The organism is Microbispora sp. H10949 (assembly GCF_014161435.1).
Taxonomy (GTDB): domain Bacteria; phylum Actinomycetota; class Actinomycetes; order Streptosporangiales; family Streptosporangiaceae; genus Microbispora; species Microbispora triticiradicis.
Genome location: NZ_JABBWZ010000009.1, coordinates 103,970 through 121,454, shown reverse-complemented (window position 1 = coordinate 121,454; position 17,485 = coordinate 103,970). Strand labels below are relative to the sequence as shown.

The window sequence follows — 17,485 nt, the reverse complement described above, 5'->3', positions numbered from 1 at the left end:
GCGGTCAGGACATGCACGACATCGATCTCACCTTCGACTCGGCGGGCCACCGGTTCGCGGGCACGCTGACGCTGCCCGAGGGGGACGGCCCCTTCCCGGCCGCCCTGCTCCTGCCGGGCTCCGGGCCGGTCGACCGCGACTCCGACCACCGGCGGCTTCCGCTGAAGGTGACCCGCGAACTGGCCGAGGCGCTGGCCGCCGCCGGGATCGCGACGTACCGCTACGACAAGCGGGGAGTCGGCGCCAGCACGGGCGAGTTCCTCGCGACCGGTTTCCTGGAGGGCATGACCGACGCCGCCGCGGCGCTCGCCGCGCTGCGCTCGCGCCCTGAGATCGATCCTTCCCGGGTCGCGGTGACCGGGCACAGCGAGGGCGCCCTGATCGCGGCGAACCTGGCCGCGACCGTCGAGCCGCCCCGCGAGCCCGGCAGCGGATCCGGGGCCGGGTCGGGCGACGGGCCCGGCGCCCGGCCGGTCGTGGCGGCGGTGGTGTTGCTGTCCCCGTCCGCGAAGCCGGGTGCGGAGACACTGCGGTGGCAGGCGGAGCGCCTGGCGCCCTCGATGCCGGCGGCCGTCCGGTGGCTGCTGCGGCTGACCCGCACCGATCTGGTCACGAAGGTGCTGAAGAACCACGAGCGGATCCGCCGTACGACCACGGACGTCGCCCGGATCGGCGGGGTGCGGATCAACGCGCGCTGGACCCGGGAGTTCCTCGATCACGACCCCGTCGCCGACCTCGGCGGGATCCACGCTCCGGTCCTGGCCGTCACCGGGGAGAAGGACCTCCAGGTGGACCCCGCCGACCTGGCCCGGGTCGCCGATTCGGTCCCGGGACCGGTGGAGACCCACGTGATCCCCGACCTCGATCACATCCTGCGCAGGCAGCCCGGTCCGCCGTCGCTGCGCGCCTACCGCCGTGAGGCGCGGGAGCCGGTCGACGCGCAGGTGAAGGCCATCGTGACGGGATGGCTCACCGAACGACTCTCCCCGGACGCCCGCTCCTGACCTCGCACGCCGGGACCCGACGCCCTCCCTCGCCCCTCCGCTTCGCCGCGACACCGGCGGGCGATCCTCAGTCGGGATCTTTCGGCGTCTGGGCCAGGACCTGGTCGGCGGTGGCCGCCACCACGGCCGCCGCCGCGGAGATCTCCCTGACCTGCTCGGGAGGCAGGGCGCGCAGCACCTTCTCCAGGGCTTCCAGGTCGGCCTGGTAGGCCGCCGCCATCGCCGCCTGCGCCCTGGCGGTCCGCCCCGCCTGATCGACCGCCCGGCCGAGAGCCCGGCCGGCCCGCTCGACGGCGGCGCCGAACTCCCGCGCCGCCTCGACGGCCACTTTCTCGATGTTTCTCGCCCACTCGGGCGGTTGGTCGCTCATCGCCGTCCTCTGCGTGGAGGTCTTCCCGTGCGGTCTTCCCGTAGGCACGACTCGCCCCCGGAGTGCGCCGGATCAGGGCCTAATGCCCTCCGTACGCGCTCTACACCCGATCACCCCGGAACCTTTGGGAGTTCTTCGTGATTGAACCTGGAGCAACTGGGGCAGTAGAGGCGTCATGGGTGCTGGATGGCTCTCCCGATGGCCGGTGATCCGGCAGCTCAAGGGAGAGGACGGCAGGGGGCGGGCGGCGCGCTCGCCGCGTACGGAGGCCCTTCGCCCCAGGGTGGAGGACGCCGACACGGTGGCGCGCTCCGTCTGCCCCTACTGCGCCGTGGGCTGCGGCCAGCTCGTCTACGTGAAGGACGGGAAGGTCACCCAGATCGAGGGCGACCCGGCCTCGCCGATCTCGCGCGGGCGGCTGTGCCCGAAGGGGTCGGCCAGCAAGCAGCTCGTCACCCACCCCGGCCGTCAGACGAAGGTCCTCTACCGCAGGCCGTACGGCACCGAGTGGGAGCCGCTCGACCTCGAGACCGCGATGGACATGATCGCCGACCGGGTCGTGCGGACCCGGCGCGAGACCTGGCAGCAGACGCACGAGGGGGAAGAGGTCAGGAGGACTCTGGGCATCGCCAGCCTGGGCGGGGCGACGCTCGACAACGAAGAGAACTACCTGATGAAGAAGCTGTACACCGCCCTCGGCGCGATCCAGGTGGAGAACCAGGCGCGCATTTGACACTCCTCCACCGTCCCCGGTCTGGGGACCAGCTTCGGGCGTGGCGGCGCGACCCAGTCCCAGCAGGACCTCGCGAACGCCGACTGCATCGTCATCCAGGGCTCCAACATGGCCGAATGCCATCCGGTGGGGTTCCAGTGGGTGATGGAGGCGCGTCAGCGCGGCACGAAGGTCTTCCACATCGACCCTCGGTTCAGCCGGACCAGCGCGTCGGTGGACCGGTATCTGCCGATCCGCGCCGGAAGCGACATCGTGCTGCTCGGGGCGCTGATCAACTATGTGCTGTCGAACGGGCTCGACTTCCGCGAGTACGTCCTCGCGTACACGAACGCGGCGACCCTGGTGAACCGGGAGTTCCGCGACACCGAGGACCTCGACGGCCTGTTCTCCGGTTATGACGAGGAGACCGGCAGGTACGACCCGTCCACCTGGGCGTACGAGGGCGACAGGCCCGAGGAGGAGGAGGAGCTCACCGAGGGCGGCCTGCACCACGCCGAGGCGGCGGGGTCCGACTCCTACGGCGCGCGCGGCGCGGGATCGAGCGCGACGCCGCCGTCCGACCCGACGCTGACCGACCCGCGCTGCGTGTACCAGATCCTGAAGAGGCACTACTCCCGCTACACGCCGGAGATGGTCGAGGAGCTGTGCGGCATCCCGCCGGAGCGGTTCCGCGAGCTGGCCGAGGCGGTCACCGCCAACTCGGGCCGCGAGCGGACCACCGCCTGGGTCTACTCCGTGGGCTGGACGCAGCACTCGGTGGGCGTGCAGTACATCAGGGCCGCCTCGATCCTGCAGTTGCTGCTCGGCAACATGGGCCGTCCGGGCGGCGGGATCATGGCGCTGCGCGGCCACGCCAGCATCCAGGGCTCGACGGACATCCCGACGCTGTTCAACCTGCTGCCGGGATACATCGCGATGCCGCACGCCCACCGCCACGACGGCCTCGACGACTACCTGGAACGGGAGGGCTCCGACACCGGCTGGTGGGGCAACCGGCGGGCGTACGTCGTCAGCCTGCTCAAGGCGTGGTGGGGCGACGCGGCGACCGAGGAGAACGACTACCGCTTCGACTACCTGCCGCGGCTCACCGGCGACCACGGCCACTACTCGACGGTCATGGGCCAGATCGACGGGAAGGTCAAGGGCTACTTCGTCGTGGGGGAGAACCCCGCGGTCGGGTCCGCCAACGGCAAGGCGCAGCGGCTCGGCCTGGCCAACCTCGACTGGCTGGTGGTCCGCGACCTCGTGACGGTCGAGACCGCGACGTTCTGGAAGGACGCGCCCGAGATCGAGACCGGGGAGCTGCGGACGGAGGAGATCGGCACCGAGGTCTTCTTCATGCCGGCCGCGACCCACGTGGAGAAGGAAGGCACGTTCACCAACACCCAGCGGCTGCTGCAGTGGCGGGAGAAGGCGCTCGACCCGCCGGAGGACTGCCGCAGCGACCTGTGGTTCTACCACCACCTCGGCAAGCGGATCAGGCGGCTGCTCGGCGACGACGACATCGACCGGCCGGTGACGGAGCTGACCTGGGACTATCCCGAGATCGGCGAGCAGCGCGACCCGTCCGCCGAGGCCGTGCTGCGGGAGATCAACGGCGCGGACGCCGACGGCCGTCCGCTGGCGTCGCTGCGCGAGCTGAAGCCGGACGGCTCGACGAGCTGCGGCTGCTGGATCTACTGCGGGGTGTACGCCGACGGGGTCAACCAGGCGGCCCGGCGCAAGCCGCACACCGAGCAGGGTCCCGTCGCGCTCGAATGGGGCTGGGCGTGGCCGGCCAACCGGCGCATCCTCTACAACCGGGCCTCGGCCGACCCCGAGGGCCGCCCGTGGAGCGAGCGGAAGAAGTACGTCTACTGGGACGCCGGGCAGGGCCGGTGGGTCGGCCCCGACGTGCCGGACTTCGAGGAGGACAAGGCGCCCGGCTACGTGCCGCCGGAGGGGGCCAAGGCGCAGCACGCGCTGGCCGGCACCGATCCGTTCATCATGCAGTCCGACGGCAAGGGCTGGCTGTACGTGCCGTCGGGCCTGTCGGACGGTCCCCTGCCCACCCACTACGAGCCGCACGAGTCGGCGGTGCGCAACACGTTGTACGGGCAGCAGTCCAACCCGGCCCGCCGGACCATCGATCGGCCGGAGAACCCGTACAACCCGGCGCTGTCGCCCCGGTTCCCGTACGTCTTCACCACCAGCCGGTTGACCGAGCACCACACAACCGGCGCGATGAGCCGGCCCCTGCCGTACCTGGCCGAGCTCCAGCCCGAGGCGTTCTGCGAGGTGTCCCGGGAGATGGCCGAGGAGCTCGGCCTGGAGAACGGCGGCTGGGCGACGATCGTCACCGCCCGCACCGCGATCGAGCTGCGCGTGCTGGTGACCGGACGGGTACGGCCGCTGCGGATCAACCGCAGGACCGTCCACCAGGTGATCATGCCCTACCACTGGGGCTACGGCGGAGGCGGCGTGATCACCGGGGACGTCGTCAACGACCTGGCGTCGGTCGTGCTCGACCCGAACGTCTACATCCAGGAGAGCAAGGCCGGCACCTGCGACGTCCTGCCGGGACGGCGCCCGCGCGGCCAGGCGCTGCTCGACCTGGTCGAGAGGTACCGCCATGGCTGAGCGGATGGGCTTTTTCACGGACACGACCGTCTGCATCGGCTGTAAGGCGTGCGAGGTGGCCTGCAAGGAGTGGAACGACGTGCCCGACGACGGGTTCGTGTTCCGCGCCACCTCCTACGACAACACCGGTTCGCTCGGCGCGAGCACCTGGCGGCACGTCGCGTTCGTCGAGCAGGACGGCCGCTGGCTGATGATGTCGGACGTGTGCAAGCACTGCACCCACGCCGCCTGCCTCGACGTCTGCCCCACCGGCGCGTTGTTCCGCACCGAGTTCGACACCGTCGTCGTCCAGTCCGACGTGTGCAACGGCTGCGGCTACTGCGTGCCCGCCTGCCCATACGGGGTGATCGACCGCCGGGAGGACGACGGCCGGGCCTGGAAGTGCACGCTCTGCTACGACCGGCTGCGCGGCGGCATGGAACCGGCCTGCGCCAAGGCGTGCCCGACCAAGTCCATCCAGTTCGGGCCGCTCGACGAACTGCGGGAGCGGGCCCAGGAACGCGTCGAACGGCTGCACGCCGAGGGCGTAACCGACGCCCGGCTGTACGGCGAGAGCCCGGACGACGGCGTCGGCGGCACGGGCGCGTTCTTCCTCCTGCTGGACGAGCCGGAGACGTACGGCCTGCCGCCGGACCCGGTGGTGACCACCCGCGACCTGCCCGCGATGTGGCGCTGGGCCAGCGGCGCCGCACTCGCCCTCGCCGCCGGCGTGGCGGTGTGCTTCGCCGGGAGAAAGCCGTGATCGTCTCGGTGGGGAGGATCTGATGCCGAAAGGCCAGGGCGAGGTGGTGCCGGAGGCGCCGTTCCGGTCGTACTACGGCCAGCCGGTCGTCAAGCAGCCCATCTGGCACGAACCCCACATGCCGACGTACCTGTATCTGGGCGGACTGTCCGGTGCGGCGGGCGCGATGGCGGCGGCCGCCCGCCTGGCCGGGCACGACCGGCTCGGGCTGGCCGCCCGGGCCACCGCCTTCACCGCGGCGAGCGCCGGCACGGTCTTCCTCGTCGCCGAACTGGGCAGGCCCGCGCGCTTCCTGAACATGCTGCGGGTCTTCAAGCTCACCTCGCCGATGAGCGTCGGCTCCTGGACGCTGGCCGCCCACAGCGGGCTCACCGGCGTCGCGGCCGGATCGGCGGTGACCGGCCTGCTGACCCCGGTGGGCGACGCCGCGTCGGTGGCGAGCGGCCTGAGCGGCCTGGCGATGGCGACGTACACGGCCGTCCTCCTCGCCGACACCGCCGTGCCGTCGTGGCACGAGGGGATGCGGGAGCTTCCGTTCCTGTTCTCGGGGAGTGCGCTCGCCTCCGCGGGCGCGGCCCTGATGCTGACCACCCCCAGGGCGCAGGCGGGGCCCGCCCGCGCCGCGGCGGTCGCCGGCGCTGTGACCGAGGTCGTGGCCGGCGAGTTGATGGAGCGTCGTCTGGGCCTGCTCGGCGAGCCGTACCGGACGGGCAGGGCGGGCAGGCTCATGCGGGCCTCACGCGCGCTCACCCTCGGCGGCGGCCTGCTCGCCACGGTCGCCGGGCGCAGCCGGACCCTGACCGCGCTGTCCGGGCTCGCGATCACCGCCGGGGCCCTGTGCACCCGGTTCGGCGTGCTGGAGGCGGGCCGCGTCTCGGCCAGGGACCCCAGGTACACCGTCGTCCCCCAGCGTGAGCGCCTCGACGCGGGCCACCCCGCCACCGTCCCCGGCCGCTAGTGCTGTGACTGGAAACGATCACCGGGTTCACGCGTAGGCCTTCGATGTAGCCCAGTGCGGTACAGGCGGCTGCTCGCACGCGGCTGACCGGCGGAGACGTCCCGTCGGCGAGGTGGCCGGCGGGACGTTCGCATGGAGTGGTCAGCGCCTGCGGCGAGTCGTGTGTCAGTTCGGCGTGACGGTCACCGGGGCGTCGTCGTCCCCGGCGTGCACGTCGTCCATGCCCTCACCGGGCTTCCCGGGCGGGGGGCACTTGGCGTGCGCCCGCTTGCCGTCGACGTAGCTCTTCTCGGCGCTCGTGCCGAACTCGCCGCTCTCGTCGCCCTTGACGTGCACGATGCAGTCGGCGCCCTTGCCGGGCAGCGGGGGCTCCTTGCAGAGGATACGCAGCTTGCCCTTCGGGGCCTCCTTGCCGTCCACGAAGACCTTGCCGTCCCTGAACGTGTCCGTTCTGAACGTCTCCCCCCTGAACTTCTCCCCCCTGAACTTGCCGCCCTTGTCGGCCTTCTTCATGATGCAGACGACGCCCTTGCCGGGCAGCGGAGGCAGCTTGCAGAGGGCGCGCAGCTTGCTCTTCGGGACCTCCTCGCCGTCCACGAAGACCTTGCCGTCCTGGTCGACCCTGACGGTGGTCTTGCCCTCCCCCATGGCCGCCGGCCCGCCCTTCACGGCGCAGCCGAACACCGGCTTCGGGGCGCCGGTGGAGGTCGCCGACGCGGCCGTGGCGCCGCCGACGCCGACGCCGAGGCCCACCGTCATGACGACCGCCGTGAGGATCCTGCTCCTCTTCTTCATGCTCTGGACACTCCCTAGATCGGCTGCCCGTGCGGGCTGCCCGTGATCGGTGACGGAACGCTCAGCAGTTTGGGCCCCTACACCTGAAGCGATCCTGAAGAGGAAAACGATGATCTTCATGTTCGCCTTAGGTACGCACCTCCACCCTGTCGACGTGCGCCTACTTCTGGTGGAAGACGAACGCAGGCTGACCGAGCTGCTCAAAGACGGCCTGACCAAAGAGGGCTTCGCGGTCGATCTCGCCCACGACGGGTGCGAGGGCCTGTGGATGGCGACCGAGCATTCGTACGACGTGATCGTGCTGGATGTGATGCTGCCGTTGCTGCACGGCTATGGGGTCTGCGCGAAGCTGCGCGAGGCCGGGAACTGGACGCCGATCCTCATGCTGACCGCGAAGGACGGCGAGTACGACGAGGCGGAGGCGCTGGACACCGGCGCGGACGATTATCTGACCAAGCCGTTTTCGTACGTCGTACTGCTGGCGCGACTCAGGGCACTGGCCCGGCGCAAGGTGCGGGAGCGGCCGACGGTGCTGACCGCCGGGGATCTCCGGGTCGATCCCGCGGGGCTGAAGTGCAGTCGCGGGGAACGTACAGATCGCGTTGACACCCAAGGAGTTCGCGATCCTGCACTGCCTGACGCGGCACGCGGGCGAGGTGGTGACCAAGGCCGAACTGCTCGCCCAGGCCTGGGACTTCGCGTACGACGGCGATTCGAACGTCGTCGAGGTCTACATCAGCGCGCTGCGCCGCAAGATCGACAAACCGTTCGGACGGACGACGCTGAAGACCGTGCGGGGCGTGGGCTACCGGCTGGAGGGCTGACATGGGAGTACGTCTACGCACGACGCTGACGGCCACCGCCGCGGTGGCGGCGGCGCTCTGCCTGGCCTCCATCGCGCTTTTCGCCGCGCTGGACTCGAGCCTGACGGCCTCCACCAAGGAGTTGGCGGCGAACGACGCCAGGGAACAGATGCGAGTTCTGAAGGCGGAGTCGGGGCCGGGTCACGCGGGGGACGAAAAGGGAATGGTGCCATCGCTTGAAAAGGGAGCGGTGCCGCCGGACGGGAAGGGACCGCTGCCGGGCTCGGCCGCCCACGGCGAAGACGACGGCCTTCCGGTGCCCGATGCGGCCGTTCTCGTGGTCAGACGGACGTTCGAGACCGAGGACGGCCCGGTCACCGTCTTCGGAAAAGCTTCCAAGGCACCCGCCCTGGCGGCGATGACCACGCTGAGGAACCTGCTGATCCCGGGGGTTCCGGCGCTCCTCGCGGTGGTCGCGCTGTTCACCTGGCTGGCGGTCGGCCGAGTGCTACGCCCGGTCTCCGCGATCAGGGCGAAGGTCGCCGACATCACCGCGCACGGCCTGCACGAACGCGTGCCGGAGCCGGACACCCGAGACGAGATCGCGGCACTGGCCCGGACCGTCAACGCGACCCTCGACCGGCTGCAGACCTCCGTCGCCGCGCAGCGGCAGTTCGTCGCCGACGCCGCACACGAACTCCGCAGCCCACTGGCGATCCTGCGAACCCGGCTGGAGCTGGCCCGGCCCGCCGAGAAGCCGCTGGCGACTGCGGCACTGGACGACGTCGCACGCCTCCAGTCCCTTTCCACTGATCTCCTCCTGCTGGCCCGGCTCGACGCCGGCGAACCCCTGTCGCGGGCCGAGGAACTGGACCTGGCCCAGGTCGTCGCCGAGGAGGCCGTCCGCAAACGCCCTCGTCCGGACGTCCACGTGTACCTCGACCTCACCCCCGACCTGCTCCTCAACGGCTCCGCCGACCAACTCCGCCGCCTCGTCGCGAACCTCGTCGACAACGCGGTCCGCCACGCCTCCACGTCAGTCCACGTCACCCTCACCGCTCCGGGCGACCACGCCGTCCTCGACGTCGTGGACGACGGCCCCGGTATCCCCCCGGAACACCGCGCCATCGTCTTCGACCGTTTCACCCGCCTGGACCACGCCCGCACCCGGGACACGGGAGGCTCAGGGTTGGGGCTGCCGATCGCCCGGGATATCGCGCGGGCTCACGGGGGGACCCTCCAGGTGGTCCCGCACAGCCCGGGCGCGAGGCTGCGTGCGGTCTTCCCGTTGTCCGGGAGGTCTGCGGCGTACCCGCTGGGTGATCTTGCGGTGCGCGCGCACCGTCGCGAACGCGCCTGACGACCACCCGGCCCGATGCCGGTCACAGCACCAGCCAGTGCCGGTCACCCTGCGCCGGTGACGGCTCGGCGCGGGTCGCGCGGTCGGACAGCTCGAAGAGCGGGCTGACCGCTCTCCTCATGGCGGCATCCCTGTGGTCACTTGGTAAACCCCGCTGACTCCGCGAGGTCACGCGCCGTGCGCCACGGAACCGCGATTCTCGTCGCCGTGATCGACGAATGGCTGTGAGCGCCGGCGGCGGGCGTTGCGGAGGCGGATGCCGCTCCAGCCCAGGGAACTCGCGGTCACCGCGTCCCAGAACGGCCAGAGGTCGTTCAGCAGCCTGAGCTGGATGCCGGCCTCCTCGTGCAGCCGCAGCAGGTCGCCGACGGGTTCGGGCGGCCCGAGGGGTTCGACGGGCTCGGTCGCCACCACCGCGTTCGGCACCGGCTCGCCGAACGGCACGAACTTCTCCGCGGGGAAGCGGTAGGCATACAGGCGGACGGTCAGGAAGGCCTCCAGCCAGCCGTATTCGACGACATGGACCCGCTCGCCACAGCCCGGCCCGATGATCCGGTCGCGATCGGCGTCCGTGGAGTCGGGCGTCGTCCACGCCATGGCCCGCGGGCACTGGCGGGGGAACCAGTAGTCGGGGCAGCGCTCGGCCGTCACCGCCCAGACGTACGCCTCCGGCTGCCGCGCCGTGGCCGCCACATGTGGAACGAATCGGGTGATATCGGGGTCCTCGGAGAAATGCAGCACCTCGCCCGCCTCAGGTCGCATGTCCCGGGTCTACCACCTCACCGCCGTCCCGGGCGTCGTCCGTGTCAGACGAGCCGGATCGCGGCGGCCTCGGCCGGGACGAGTTCGCCGACGATCGGCGCGCCGGGGACCTCGCCGGCGACCAGGAGGCCGCCCGAGGTCTGGGCGTCGGCGAGCAGGAGCAGGTCCTCCTCGCCGAGGCCGCCCGGGTCGAGATGCGGGCGCACCCAGTCGAGGTTGCGGCGGGTGCCGCCGCTGACGAAGCCGTCGCGTACGGCCTGCCGCGCGCCCTCCAGGTAGGGCACGGCCGCCACGTCGACCACCGCCGTGACGCCGCTCGCCCTGGCCAGCTTGTAGAGGTGGCCGAGCAGCCCGAAGCCGGTCACGTCGGTCGCGCAGCGGGCCCCGGCGGCCAGCGCCGCCCGTGAGGCGTCCCGGTTGAGCGTCGTCATCACCTCGATCGCCTGCGGGAACACCTCGCCCGTCGCCTTGTGCCTGGTGTTGAGCACGCCCACGCCGAGCGGCTTGGTCAGGGAGATCGGGGTTCCCGCCCGGCCCGCGTCGATGCGCAGCAGCCGCTCGGGGTCGGCCAGGCCGGTGACCGCCATGCCGTACTTGGGCTCGGGGTCGTCCACGCTGTGCCCGCCCGCGACGTGGCAGGCCGCCGCCCGCGCCACGTCGAGGCCGCCGCGCAGCACCTCCCGGGCGAGGTCCATGGACAGGGTCTCTCTCGGCCAGCCCAGGAGGTTCACCGCCACGACCGGTTCACCGCCCACGGCGTACACGTCGGAGAGCGCGTTGGTCGCCGCGATGCGCCCCCAGTCGTACGGATCGTCCACGACCGGGGTGAAGAAGTCGGCGGTGGCGACGACCGCCCTGCCCCCCTCGATCCTGACCACGGCCGCGTCGTCGCCGTCGTCCAGGCCGATCAGCAACTCGTTGGCGTACGCCGACGGATCCGGGGCCACGAGCCCGGCCACGATGCTCTCCAGCTCACCCGGGGGGATCTTGCAGGCGCAGCCGCCCCCGTGCGCCTGCTGGGTCAGCCGCAACCCGGCCCGTTCCGTCGTCTCGGTCATGCCGCCCCCGTCCGGGTCGTCGTTCACGTACGCCGCGCCGCCGCCGTGGGGGCACCGCCGGGTCCCTACCCCGTTCCGGCTAGGTTTCTGCCTGGAGGTGTGTGGGTGCCTGGTGGCCCCCGCGGTCTTCAAAACCGACGAGGCCGAGGTCCTCGGCCTGGCGGGTTCGATTCCCGTCCACCTCCGCTCGCCTACGTGGCGAATCATCAATCACTCAGGGTGATAGTGGTGTAACGTTGGGTGCCATGCCGTCCCCCCAGCATGACACGCTCAATCTGCTGTTCCGCAACAGGCCACAATTCGCCCTGGAGATGTGCCAGGCTCTGCGCATCCCTGTGCCGGAAGACCTGCCAGTGCACGTGGTGAGCAACGAGCTCAACGACCGCCCGTCCATCGATCTGCACCCGGACACCGTGGTAACGGTAGGTCCTCGGCATCACCCGGTACATGCGATTGTCGTGGAGATCCAGCAGCGGCAGGACGCTGCCAAACGGGTGGCGCTGCCCCGGTACGCAGCCGCGTTGTGGCTACAGGTGAACTGCCCGGTCACGGTGCTGGTGATCTGCCCGGACAGGCGGACGGCTGACTGGGCGGCGGAGCCCATCGACACCAGCCTGCCCGGTTTCCAGCTGAAGTGCGGGGTGATCGGCCCGGCCGAGATTCCGCCAGTCACCAAAGTCGCACAGGCGGCAGAGCATCCGGAGTTGGCCGCATTGTCAGTCATGAGCCATGGTGACGACATCTCCGTGGTCAGGGCATTCATCTCCGCGCTTGAGTACCTCCCGGACGATCACGCTCCGCAATACTATGAATACGCATACCGCTTGGCTTCCGAGGTCGCCCGACGTGTGATGGAGGAGATGATGGAGTCCACTACCTGGCCGGTCTACAGCCCTTTCGCCCGGCAACACTACGGCAGAGGCCGAGAGGAGGGCCTAGAGGAAGGCCGTGCGGAGGGCGAGGCAAGGGCGGTGCTGACCATCCTGGAAGTTCGAGACATCCCCGTATCCGAGGATGACCGCGCCTTCATCATGGAATGCACGAATCTGGAGCGCCTTGACGAGTGGGCGCGGCGGGCCGTCACCGCGACCTCGGTCGCGGATCTGTTCGGCGAAGAATCCTGATCGCGCAACGCGCGGGGGTCTTCTTCGCGGTGCCCTGGTGAGGCGGCGCCTTCAGTAGTCGTGCGGTGAGCGGGTTCTCCCCGCCGTGTAGGCGGCGATCGCGACCAGGAGGGCCGCGACGAGCTGGAGGATCAGATGACCCATCGTGTAGGGGATGATGAAGGGCGAGAAGTCGCGGTTCGCCATACCTCGGTCGGCGACTCCCTGGAGGACGCCCGCGACGAGGGAGAGCCTGGCGGCGGCGAGGAACTCCGGTCGCCCGCTCGCCGGGCGGATGCCGAGTAGCAGCATGACGAGCAGAGTGGGCAGGTAGACGCGGAGCACCTCGGCCCTGCCGAGATCCAGCACCACGAGCACGGTCGCGGCGGCGCCGAGGACGAATGCGAGGAGGGCGCGGGTGTCGCGTCGCTGCTCGATCAGGCGGACGACGAACAGGCAGAGGCAGACGGCCGACACCACCATCGCTCCCCACCACTGCGGCGTCTCTCCGGCGCCGCGAGTGATGCGTTCGGGAGAGACGAAGTGGGCCACGACCACCGCCACGGCGACCAGGCTGACGGCGCGGTCCCCTGACCATGACCACCGCGCCCTTTCCGGCGCGTCCTCCAGCATTACGACCACGAGGATGAGCAGGGTTCCCGCCGCCGCGATCCACATGCTCCAGCCGCTGCCGAACTCGGCCGCGAAAAACGCCAGCAGACCCAGCATGACCGCGCCGAGACCGGCGGCGAGCCCACGGGCGATCTCCCGGGCATGTCCGTCCGAAGGAAGCAGGCCCGTCCCGAGCGCGGCGGCCACCAGTAGCCATTGCCAGATCACGGCGACCGGGGTCAGCCAGGAGAGCGGCGCGCTCGCCAGCAGGAAGGCCGCGGGGAGGGCGAGCGTTCGAAGATCGAAGGCTCGGCCGGGCGGCCGGAAGGCTCGGAGGAGACGGTTCCCGGGGCCGGTCACACCGCCGGACGGGTTGGGCGGCTCCGGTGTCTCCGCCTCGGAGACAGATGACGCGGCCGGGTCCGAGGACGGCGGCTTGACCACGGTCGCCGATGCCGGTGCGGATGGCGCCGACTGTGATGCCGATTTCGGTGCCGGGGGCGCGGGCTGTTCCTCCGATACCTGTGCGGGAGGCGCGGACGCCGCTACCGACGCCGACGCTGGGGACGCGGATCGTGCTGCCGAGGCCGGCGAGGAGGATGCGGGGGTGGGGCCTGTGGAGGCCGACGTCGGCGCGGTAGGCGCGGACGCCGATAGCGATGTCGGTGTGGACGCGGCGGACTGCGGTGCCGAGGCTGGGGCGGAAGGCGGGGGCTGCGGTGCCGGGGCGGCTGCGGGTGCGGGGTGTGCGGATGCCGGTGCCGGTCGGGGTTTCCTGGCGGTGGTGAGGGCCTCGGCGGCGGCCTTGGACACCATGCGGCTGTCGTCGTCGGCGAGTTCCTCCAGGGTCAGGCGTGCCGCCAGGGCGAGACCCTCGTGCCTGCTCCGCAGCAGGCACCGCAACTCCTCGACCGCCCCGGCGCGAACCCTGGGGATGGAGTTGTCGATGACCGCCTGAAGCTCCGCCGGCAGGGGGGAGGGCACGGTGACCGGGCGGGCGCGCCGCGCGACGTAGAGATCGCCCTGCAGGTCGAACGCCCACTTCCCCGGGGTCTGACCAGGTGTCGTCCTCCGGACCTTGTCGTAGACGTAGTCGTACAACTCGTCGATGCCGACGTAGCCGTCCTGGTCGTGGTCGGCGTCCCCCGACTCCAGTCCTTCCACGAGTGCACGGGTGAACACCGACGGCGCCTGCTCCTGCGTGTCGGCGAGTTCGGTGCCGTCGAAGGCGTACTCCATCGCGTTCGACGCGGTGATCACCACGCGGCCGCGGCCGCCGAACTGCTCCTCCACGTGTACGCCTGTGCCGGCGCGGGGCAGCGCGCCCCGTGCCCACGCTCCCGCGTAACAGCAGTCGAGCAGCAGGATCATGCGCCTCGACCGGCTGCGGCTCATCCTGCGGTTGACGAACTCGGCCGAGACCGCGGTCGCCCCCAGGCGGTTCAGCTTCGTGCTGGGCGTGGCGAAGTACAGCTCTCCGTTGTCGTCCTTCACGCCGTGGCACGAGAAGTGCAGCAGCAGCACGTCGTCCGGGGCGCGGTCGGCGAAGAACTCCTCGACCATCTCGCTGACCACGTGCGTGGGCTCGTTGAGCAGCGTCCTGACCTGGAAGCCGCCGATCGCGGGATCGCCGAGCACGCGGGCCAGCGCCTCGGCGTCGCGCGCCGGTGCGCGCAACCGGCGCAGCCCGGGGTCGCGGTACTCGTCTCCGGCCACGATGAGGGCGGTCCGCCTGGCGGCGGGGGCTCCGGCGTCCCCCTGCCGTACGCCCTCGTGCCGCCGCACCCACAGATCGGTCAGCCGGCGTTGCTCGCCGGACGGCACACCGGTCAGCTCGATCGCGTCGCCGTCGATCGTCAGCTTCGCGGAACGGTGCTGGTTCCGGGTCAGCCAGGCCGTCACCGCGTTCACGACCGCGGCGAGCAGCTCGGTTCCCGCGAGGGAGACCACCAGGCCGCCGAGGGAGAACGACAGGACGGCCCTGGCTCCGGGTGGCGGTGGCGCCCCCGCCTCGTTCTCGGCCGCCAGCACGTCGATCTCCAGCAGCTCCGCCCGGAGCCGCGCCGTCAGGTCCTCCAGTTCACGGGGGTCCGCGTTTCCCTGGGCGTCCCCCTGAGCGCCTGCCCCGGTGATCCGGATGGTCAGCCGGGTCGTCTCAGCGGCCATGTCGCGGATTCCCCCTTACGGTTCCCGGCACGCGGACGTGTCCGTACGGGGGCCGGTGCGCCGGTTCGTCCCGGCACCCGCACCCCGGCCCCCGACCGGGCCGGCCGTACGTGGTGCCGGCTCGATGCAGTGTCGGCCGGGCGGCCCGGCGGAGGGAACAGCGCGGTTCACTCAGCGGACCGAGCGTCGATGCGGCCGAGGTTGCGGGTGATCTCCCTCGACGCGCGCAGCACGAGTTCGGAGAGCCCCGCCGGCACCGCCGGCCGTATCGTGAGCGCGCTCACCGACGCGACGACCTCGCCGTCCGGCCGCCGCACCGGTACGGCCACGCAGCAGATCCCGGGAAGGACGTCCTGGTGATCGACGGCGATGGCGCCCGACCGCCGGAAGGACGTCCGGGACCGCCGCCACTCGGCCGGAGTGAACCCCGCGGGCGCGTCGTCGTCGTCCGGCCTGTGCATGAGCAGCACCCGGCCCGCGGCGGTCGCCTCGGCCAGTTCGGAGCCCGGCAGGACCGGCGGCACCTCCGTGATGTCTCCCCGTGTCGCCGTGACGACCCTGACCCGGTCCTCTTCCAGCACGGTGAGGAACGCGACGGTCGTGGTCAGCGCGGACAGCAGGCGTACGGGTTCGCGGGCGGCGGCCTGCAGTCGCGGGTCGGGCTGCCAGGCGTCGGCCAGGCGGGCGAGCCGCCGGCCCACGAAGTAACGCTGCCCATGTCGTTGCACCGCGCCGAGGGCCGCGAGCTGCCGGAGCAGCCGGTAGGTGGTCGCCTTCGGCAGGCCGGCGTCGCGGGCGAGTTCCGAGAGACCGGCTCCCTCCTCGGCCGCCGCCAGCACGTCGAGCAGGTGGAACGCCCCTTCGAGCACGCCGCGTCCGGACGGCGCCCCGGCCAGGTCCGCCGGCTCCCGGCCGGATTCGGCGCCGGCGTGGTCCCGCATGCCCATGGGCCTCCCTCCCGAGTCGGTCAACAGGATCTCGCGGACGACGACTCCGCCGTTACCGCCCGTACGGGGAGAAGAGCGGGACCGGGGGTTCCAGCCGGCCCGTGCGGGTGAGCGCAGTAGGTTGAAGTGTGGATCCACGGAGGCGGGTGCCGCGTACGGACACCGTGCTGGCGGACCCCCGGCTGGCCGAGGCGGCCGGTCGGCTCGGCCGTCAGGTGGTCAAGGACGCGGTCGTACGGGCGCAGCAGCGGGTGCGCCAGGGCGAGATCGAGCCGGAGGACGTCGCCGGGGCGGCGCTGGCGGCGCTGCCGAGGCACGCGACGAGCCTTCGCCCGGTCCTCAACATGACGGGCGTGCTGCTCCACACGAACCTGGGCCGGGCTCCGCTGTCGGCCGCGGCGGTCGAGGCGGTGACGGTGGCGGCGGGGGCGACCGACGTCGAGTTCGACCTCGTCACCGGAGCGCGGGCCCGCCGGGGACGCGGCGCGGCCGAGGCGCTCGCCCGTGCCGTGCCCGACGCCGAGCACGTGCACGTGGTCAACAACAACGCCGCGGCCCTGGTCCTGGCCGCGACCGCGCTCGCCGCCGGGCGGGAGATCGTGATCAGCCGCGGAGAGCTGGTGGAGATCGGCGACGGCTTCCGCATCCCCGACCTGCTCGTCTCCACCGGCGCGCGGCTGCGTGAGGTGGGCACGACCAATCGCACCGGCCTGGCCGACTACCGGGAGGCGGTCGGCCCGCAGACCGGGTTCGTGCTCAAGGTCCACCCGTCGAACTTCCGGGTCGAGGGCTTCACCGGCTCCGTGGAGGTGGAGGAGCTGACCGGGCTGGGCGTGCCGGTGGTCGTGGACATCGGCTCCGGCCTGCTGGAACGCGATCCGCTGCTGCCCGAGGAGCCCGACGCGGCGAGCGTGCTGCGGGCCGGCGCCGACCTGGTCACGGCGAGCGGCGACAAGCTGCTCGGCGGCCCGCAGGCGGGCCTGCTGCTCGGCCGCCGCGACCTCGTCGAACGGCTCAGGCGGCATCCGCTCGCCCGCGCGCTGCGGGTGGACAAGCTGACGCTGGCCGCGCTGGAGGCGACGTTGCGCGGGCCTGGGACACCCGTACGGCAGGCCCTTCACGCCGATCCCCTCGTGCTGCGCGAGCGGGCCGAGGCGCTGGCCAAGGCGGTGTGCCAGGCGGGCGTGGACGCCGGCGTGGTGCCGGCCGAGGCGACCGTGGGCGGGGGCGGCGCTCCCGGAGTGCGGCTGCCGAGCGTGGCGGTGAGCCTGCCGGAACGGCTCGCCGTGCCGCTGCGGCAGGGCGAGCCTCCGGTGGTGGGGCGGGTCGAAGGGGGGCGGCTGCTGCTCGACCCGCGCGCCGTGCCGCCGGAACGGGACGCCGAGGTGATCGACGCTGTGCTCGACGCCGTGCTCAGGGCGGCGCGCTGATGCGAGGACGGCCCGGTGGCCTG

At 71.8% G+C, this 17,485-nt stretch carries 14 protein-coding genes, 1 tRNA gene and 1 pseudogene; 10 read left to right on the top strand and 6 right to left on the bottom strand.

Annotated features, from left to right (window positions below; genetic code table 11):
• The first annotated feature begins 11 nt into the window (after positions 1 to 11).
• Entirely contained in the window at positions 12 to 1,004 is a 993-nt protein-coding gene (locus HHX40_RS23610) for an alpha/beta hydrolase family protein (protein ID WP_182882369.1), read from the top strand.
• A 67-nt stretch (positions 1,005 to 1,071) separates the two neighbouring features.
• On the opposite strand, the gene HHX40_RS23605 is transcribed toward HHX40_RS23610, so the two are convergent.
• Entirely contained in the window at positions 1,072 to 1,374 is a 303-nt protein-coding gene (locus HHX40_RS23605) for a hypothetical protein (RefSeq protein ID WP_111701192.1), read from the bottom strand.
• A 175-nt stretch (positions 1,375 to 1,549) separates the two neighbouring features.
• On the opposite strand from HHX40_RS23605, the gene fdh reads away from it, so the two are divergent.
• From fdh to nrfD, 3 genes are read left to right on the top strand one after another with little or no spacing between them, the layout of a single operon-like run.
• Positions 1,550 to 4,726 (top strand): formate dehydrogenase, encoded by a 3,177-nt coding sequence (fdh, locus tag HHX40_RS23600; protein WP_182882368.1) that lies wholly within the window; start codon positions 1,550 to 1,552, stop codon positions 4,724 to 4,726.
• Complete coding sequence (locus HHX40_RS23595; protein ID WP_182882367.1) at positions 4,719 to 5,468, top strand: 4Fe-4S dicluster domain-containing protein; 750 nt, start codon at positions 4,719 to 4,721, stop codon at positions 5,466 to 5,468. Before fdh ends, HHX40_RS23595 begins: the two co-directional genes overlap by 8 nt.
• Positions 5,469 to 5,490: 22 nt before the next feature.
• Positions 5,491 to 6,426: an NrfD/PsrC family molybdoenzyme membrane anchor subunit gene (nrfD, locus tag HHX40_RS23590; protein ID WP_182882366.1), complete on the top strand. Its 936-nt coding sequence runs from the start codon at positions 5,491 to 5,493 to the stop codon at positions 6,424 to 6,426.
• Positions 6,427 to 6,591: 165 nt separating this feature from the next.
• Here the strand turns inward: nrfD and HHX40_RS23585 are convergent, their stop codons facing one another.
• On the bottom strand, positions 6,592 to 7,221 hold the full coding sequence (locus HHX40_RS23585; protein ID WP_182882365.1) for a hypothetical protein: 630 nt from the start codon (positions 7,219 to 7,221) through the stop codon (positions 6,592 to 6,594).
• 109 nt (positions 7,222 to 7,330) lie between these two features.
• Here HHX40_RS23585 and HHX40_RS37065 point away from each other — a divergent pair.
• The 3 genes and pseudogenes from HHX40_RS37065 to HHX40_RS23575 all read left to right on the top strand — a co-directional run.
• A pseudogene (locus tag HHX40_RS37065) lies at positions 7,331 to 7,651 on the top strand (response regulator); the annotation flags it as partial.
• A gap of 172 nt (positions 7,652 to 7,823) precedes the next feature.
• Complete coding sequence (locus HHX40_RS37060; RefSeq protein ID WP_259403903.1) at positions 7,824 to 8,045, top strand: winged helix-turn-helix domain-containing protein; 222 nt, start codon at positions 7,824 to 7,826, stop codon at positions 8,043 to 8,045.
• Position 8,046: 1 nt separating this feature from the next.
• Entirely contained in the window at positions 8,047 to 9,384 is a 1,338-nt protein-coding gene (locus HHX40_RS23575) for a sensor histidine kinase (RefSeq protein WP_182882364.1), read from the top strand.
• Positions 9,385 to 9,552: 168 nt separating this feature from the next.
• Here HHX40_RS23575 and HHX40_RS23570 read toward each other — a convergent pair whose 3' ends face one another.
• Positions 9,553 to 10,146 (bottom strand): DUF6886 family protein, encoded by a 594-nt coding sequence (locus HHX40_RS23570; RefSeq protein WP_182882363.1) that lies wholly within the window; start codon positions 10,144 to 10,146, stop codon positions 9,553 to 9,555.
• Between the two features lie 44 nt (positions 10,147 to 10,190).
• On the bottom strand, positions 10,191 to 11,204 hold the full coding sequence (selD, locus tag HHX40_RS23565; RefSeq protein ID WP_182882362.1) for a selenide, water dikinase SelD: 1,014 nt from the start codon (positions 11,202 to 11,204) through the stop codon (positions 10,191 to 10,193).
• A 93-nt stretch (positions 11,205 to 11,297) separates the two neighbouring features.
• On the opposite strand from selD, the gene HHX40_RS23560 reads away from it, so the two are divergent.
• Both HHX40_RS23560 and HHX40_RS23555 read left to right on the top strand, forming a co-directional pair.
• Positions 11,298 to 11,390, top strand: a tRNA-Sec gene (locus HHX40_RS23560).
• Between the two features lie 59 nt (positions 11,391 to 11,449).
• Positions 11,450 to 12,328, top strand: coding sequence for a hypothetical protein (locus HHX40_RS23555; protein ID WP_259403884.1), 879 nt, complete (start codon positions 11,450 to 11,452; stop codon positions 12,326 to 12,328).
• A gap of 51 nt (positions 12,329 to 12,379) precedes the next feature.
• Here HHX40_RS23555 and HHX40_RS23550 read toward each other — a convergent pair whose 3' ends face one another.
• Positions 12,380 to 15,085: a caspase family protein gene (locus HHX40_RS23550; RefSeq protein ID WP_182882361.1), complete on the bottom strand. Its 2,706-nt coding sequence runs from the start codon at positions 15,083 to 15,085 to the stop codon at positions 12,380 to 12,382.
• Between the two features lie 167 nt (positions 15,086 to 15,252).
• Entirely contained in the window at positions 15,253 to 16,032 is a 780-nt protein-coding gene (locus HHX40_RS23545) for an IclR family transcriptional regulator (protein ID WP_182875101.1), read from the bottom strand.
• A gap of 128 nt (positions 16,033 to 16,160) precedes the next feature.
• On the opposite strand from HHX40_RS23545, the gene selA reads away from it, so the two are divergent.
• Positions 16,161 to 17,462 carry an L-seryl-tRNA(Sec) selenium transferase gene (selA, locus tag HHX40_RS23540; RefSeq protein ID WP_182882359.1) on the top strand — a complete coding sequence of 434 codons (1,302 nt, stop codon included), beginning with the start codon at positions 16,161 to 16,163 and terminating at the stop codon, positions 17,460 to 17,462.
• Positions 17,463 to 17,485 lie beyond the last annotated feature (23 nt).

What these genes read in the sequence shown, in the direction of transcription:
- HHX40_RS23610 (WP_182882369.1), top strand. Translation starts at nt 12, where the DNA reads ATGCACGACATCGATCTCACCTTCGACTCGGCGGGCCACCGGTTCGCG.
- HHX40_RS23605 (WP_111701192.1), bottom strand. Translation starts at nt 1,374, where the DNA reads ATGAGCGACCAACCGCCCGAGTGGGCGAGAAACATCGAGAAAGTGGCC.
- HHX40_RS23595 (WP_182882367.1), top strand. Translation starts at nt 4,719, where the DNA reads ATGGCTGAGCGGATGGGCTTTTTCACGGACACGACCGTCTGCATCGGC.
- nrfD (WP_182882366.1), top strand. Translation starts at nt 5,491, where the DNA reads ATGCCGAAAGGCCAGGGCGAGGTGGTGCCGGAGGCGCCGTTCCGGTCG.
- HHX40_RS23585 (WP_182882365.1), bottom strand. Translation starts at nt 7,221, where the DNA reads ATGAAGAAGAGGAGCAGGATCCTCACGGCGGTCGTCATGACGGTGGGC.
- HHX40_RS23575 (WP_182882364.1), top strand. Translation starts at nt 8,047, where the DNA reads ATGGGAGTACGTCTACGCACGACGCTGACGGCCACCGCCGCGGTGGCG.
- HHX40_RS23570 (WP_182882363.1), bottom strand. Translation starts at nt 10,146, where the DNA reads ATGCGACCTGAGGCGGGCGAGGTGCTGCATTTCTCCGAGGACCCCGAT.
- selD (WP_182882362.1), bottom strand. Translation starts at nt 11,204, where the DNA reads ATGACCGAGACGACGGAACGGGCCGGGTTGCGGCTGACCCAGCAGGCG.
- HHX40_RS23555 (WP_259403884.1), top strand. Translation starts at nt 11,450, where the DNA reads ATGCCGTCCCCCCAGCATGACACGCTCAATCTGCTGTTCCGCAACAGG.
- HHX40_RS23550 (WP_182882361.1), bottom strand. Translation starts at nt 15,085, where the DNA reads ATGGCCGCTGAGACGACCCGGCTGACCATCCGGATCACCGGGGCAGGC.
- HHX40_RS23545 (WP_182875101.1), bottom strand. Translation starts at nt 16,032, where the DNA reads ATGGGCATGCGGGACCACGCCGGCGCCGAATCCGGCCGGGAGCCGGCG.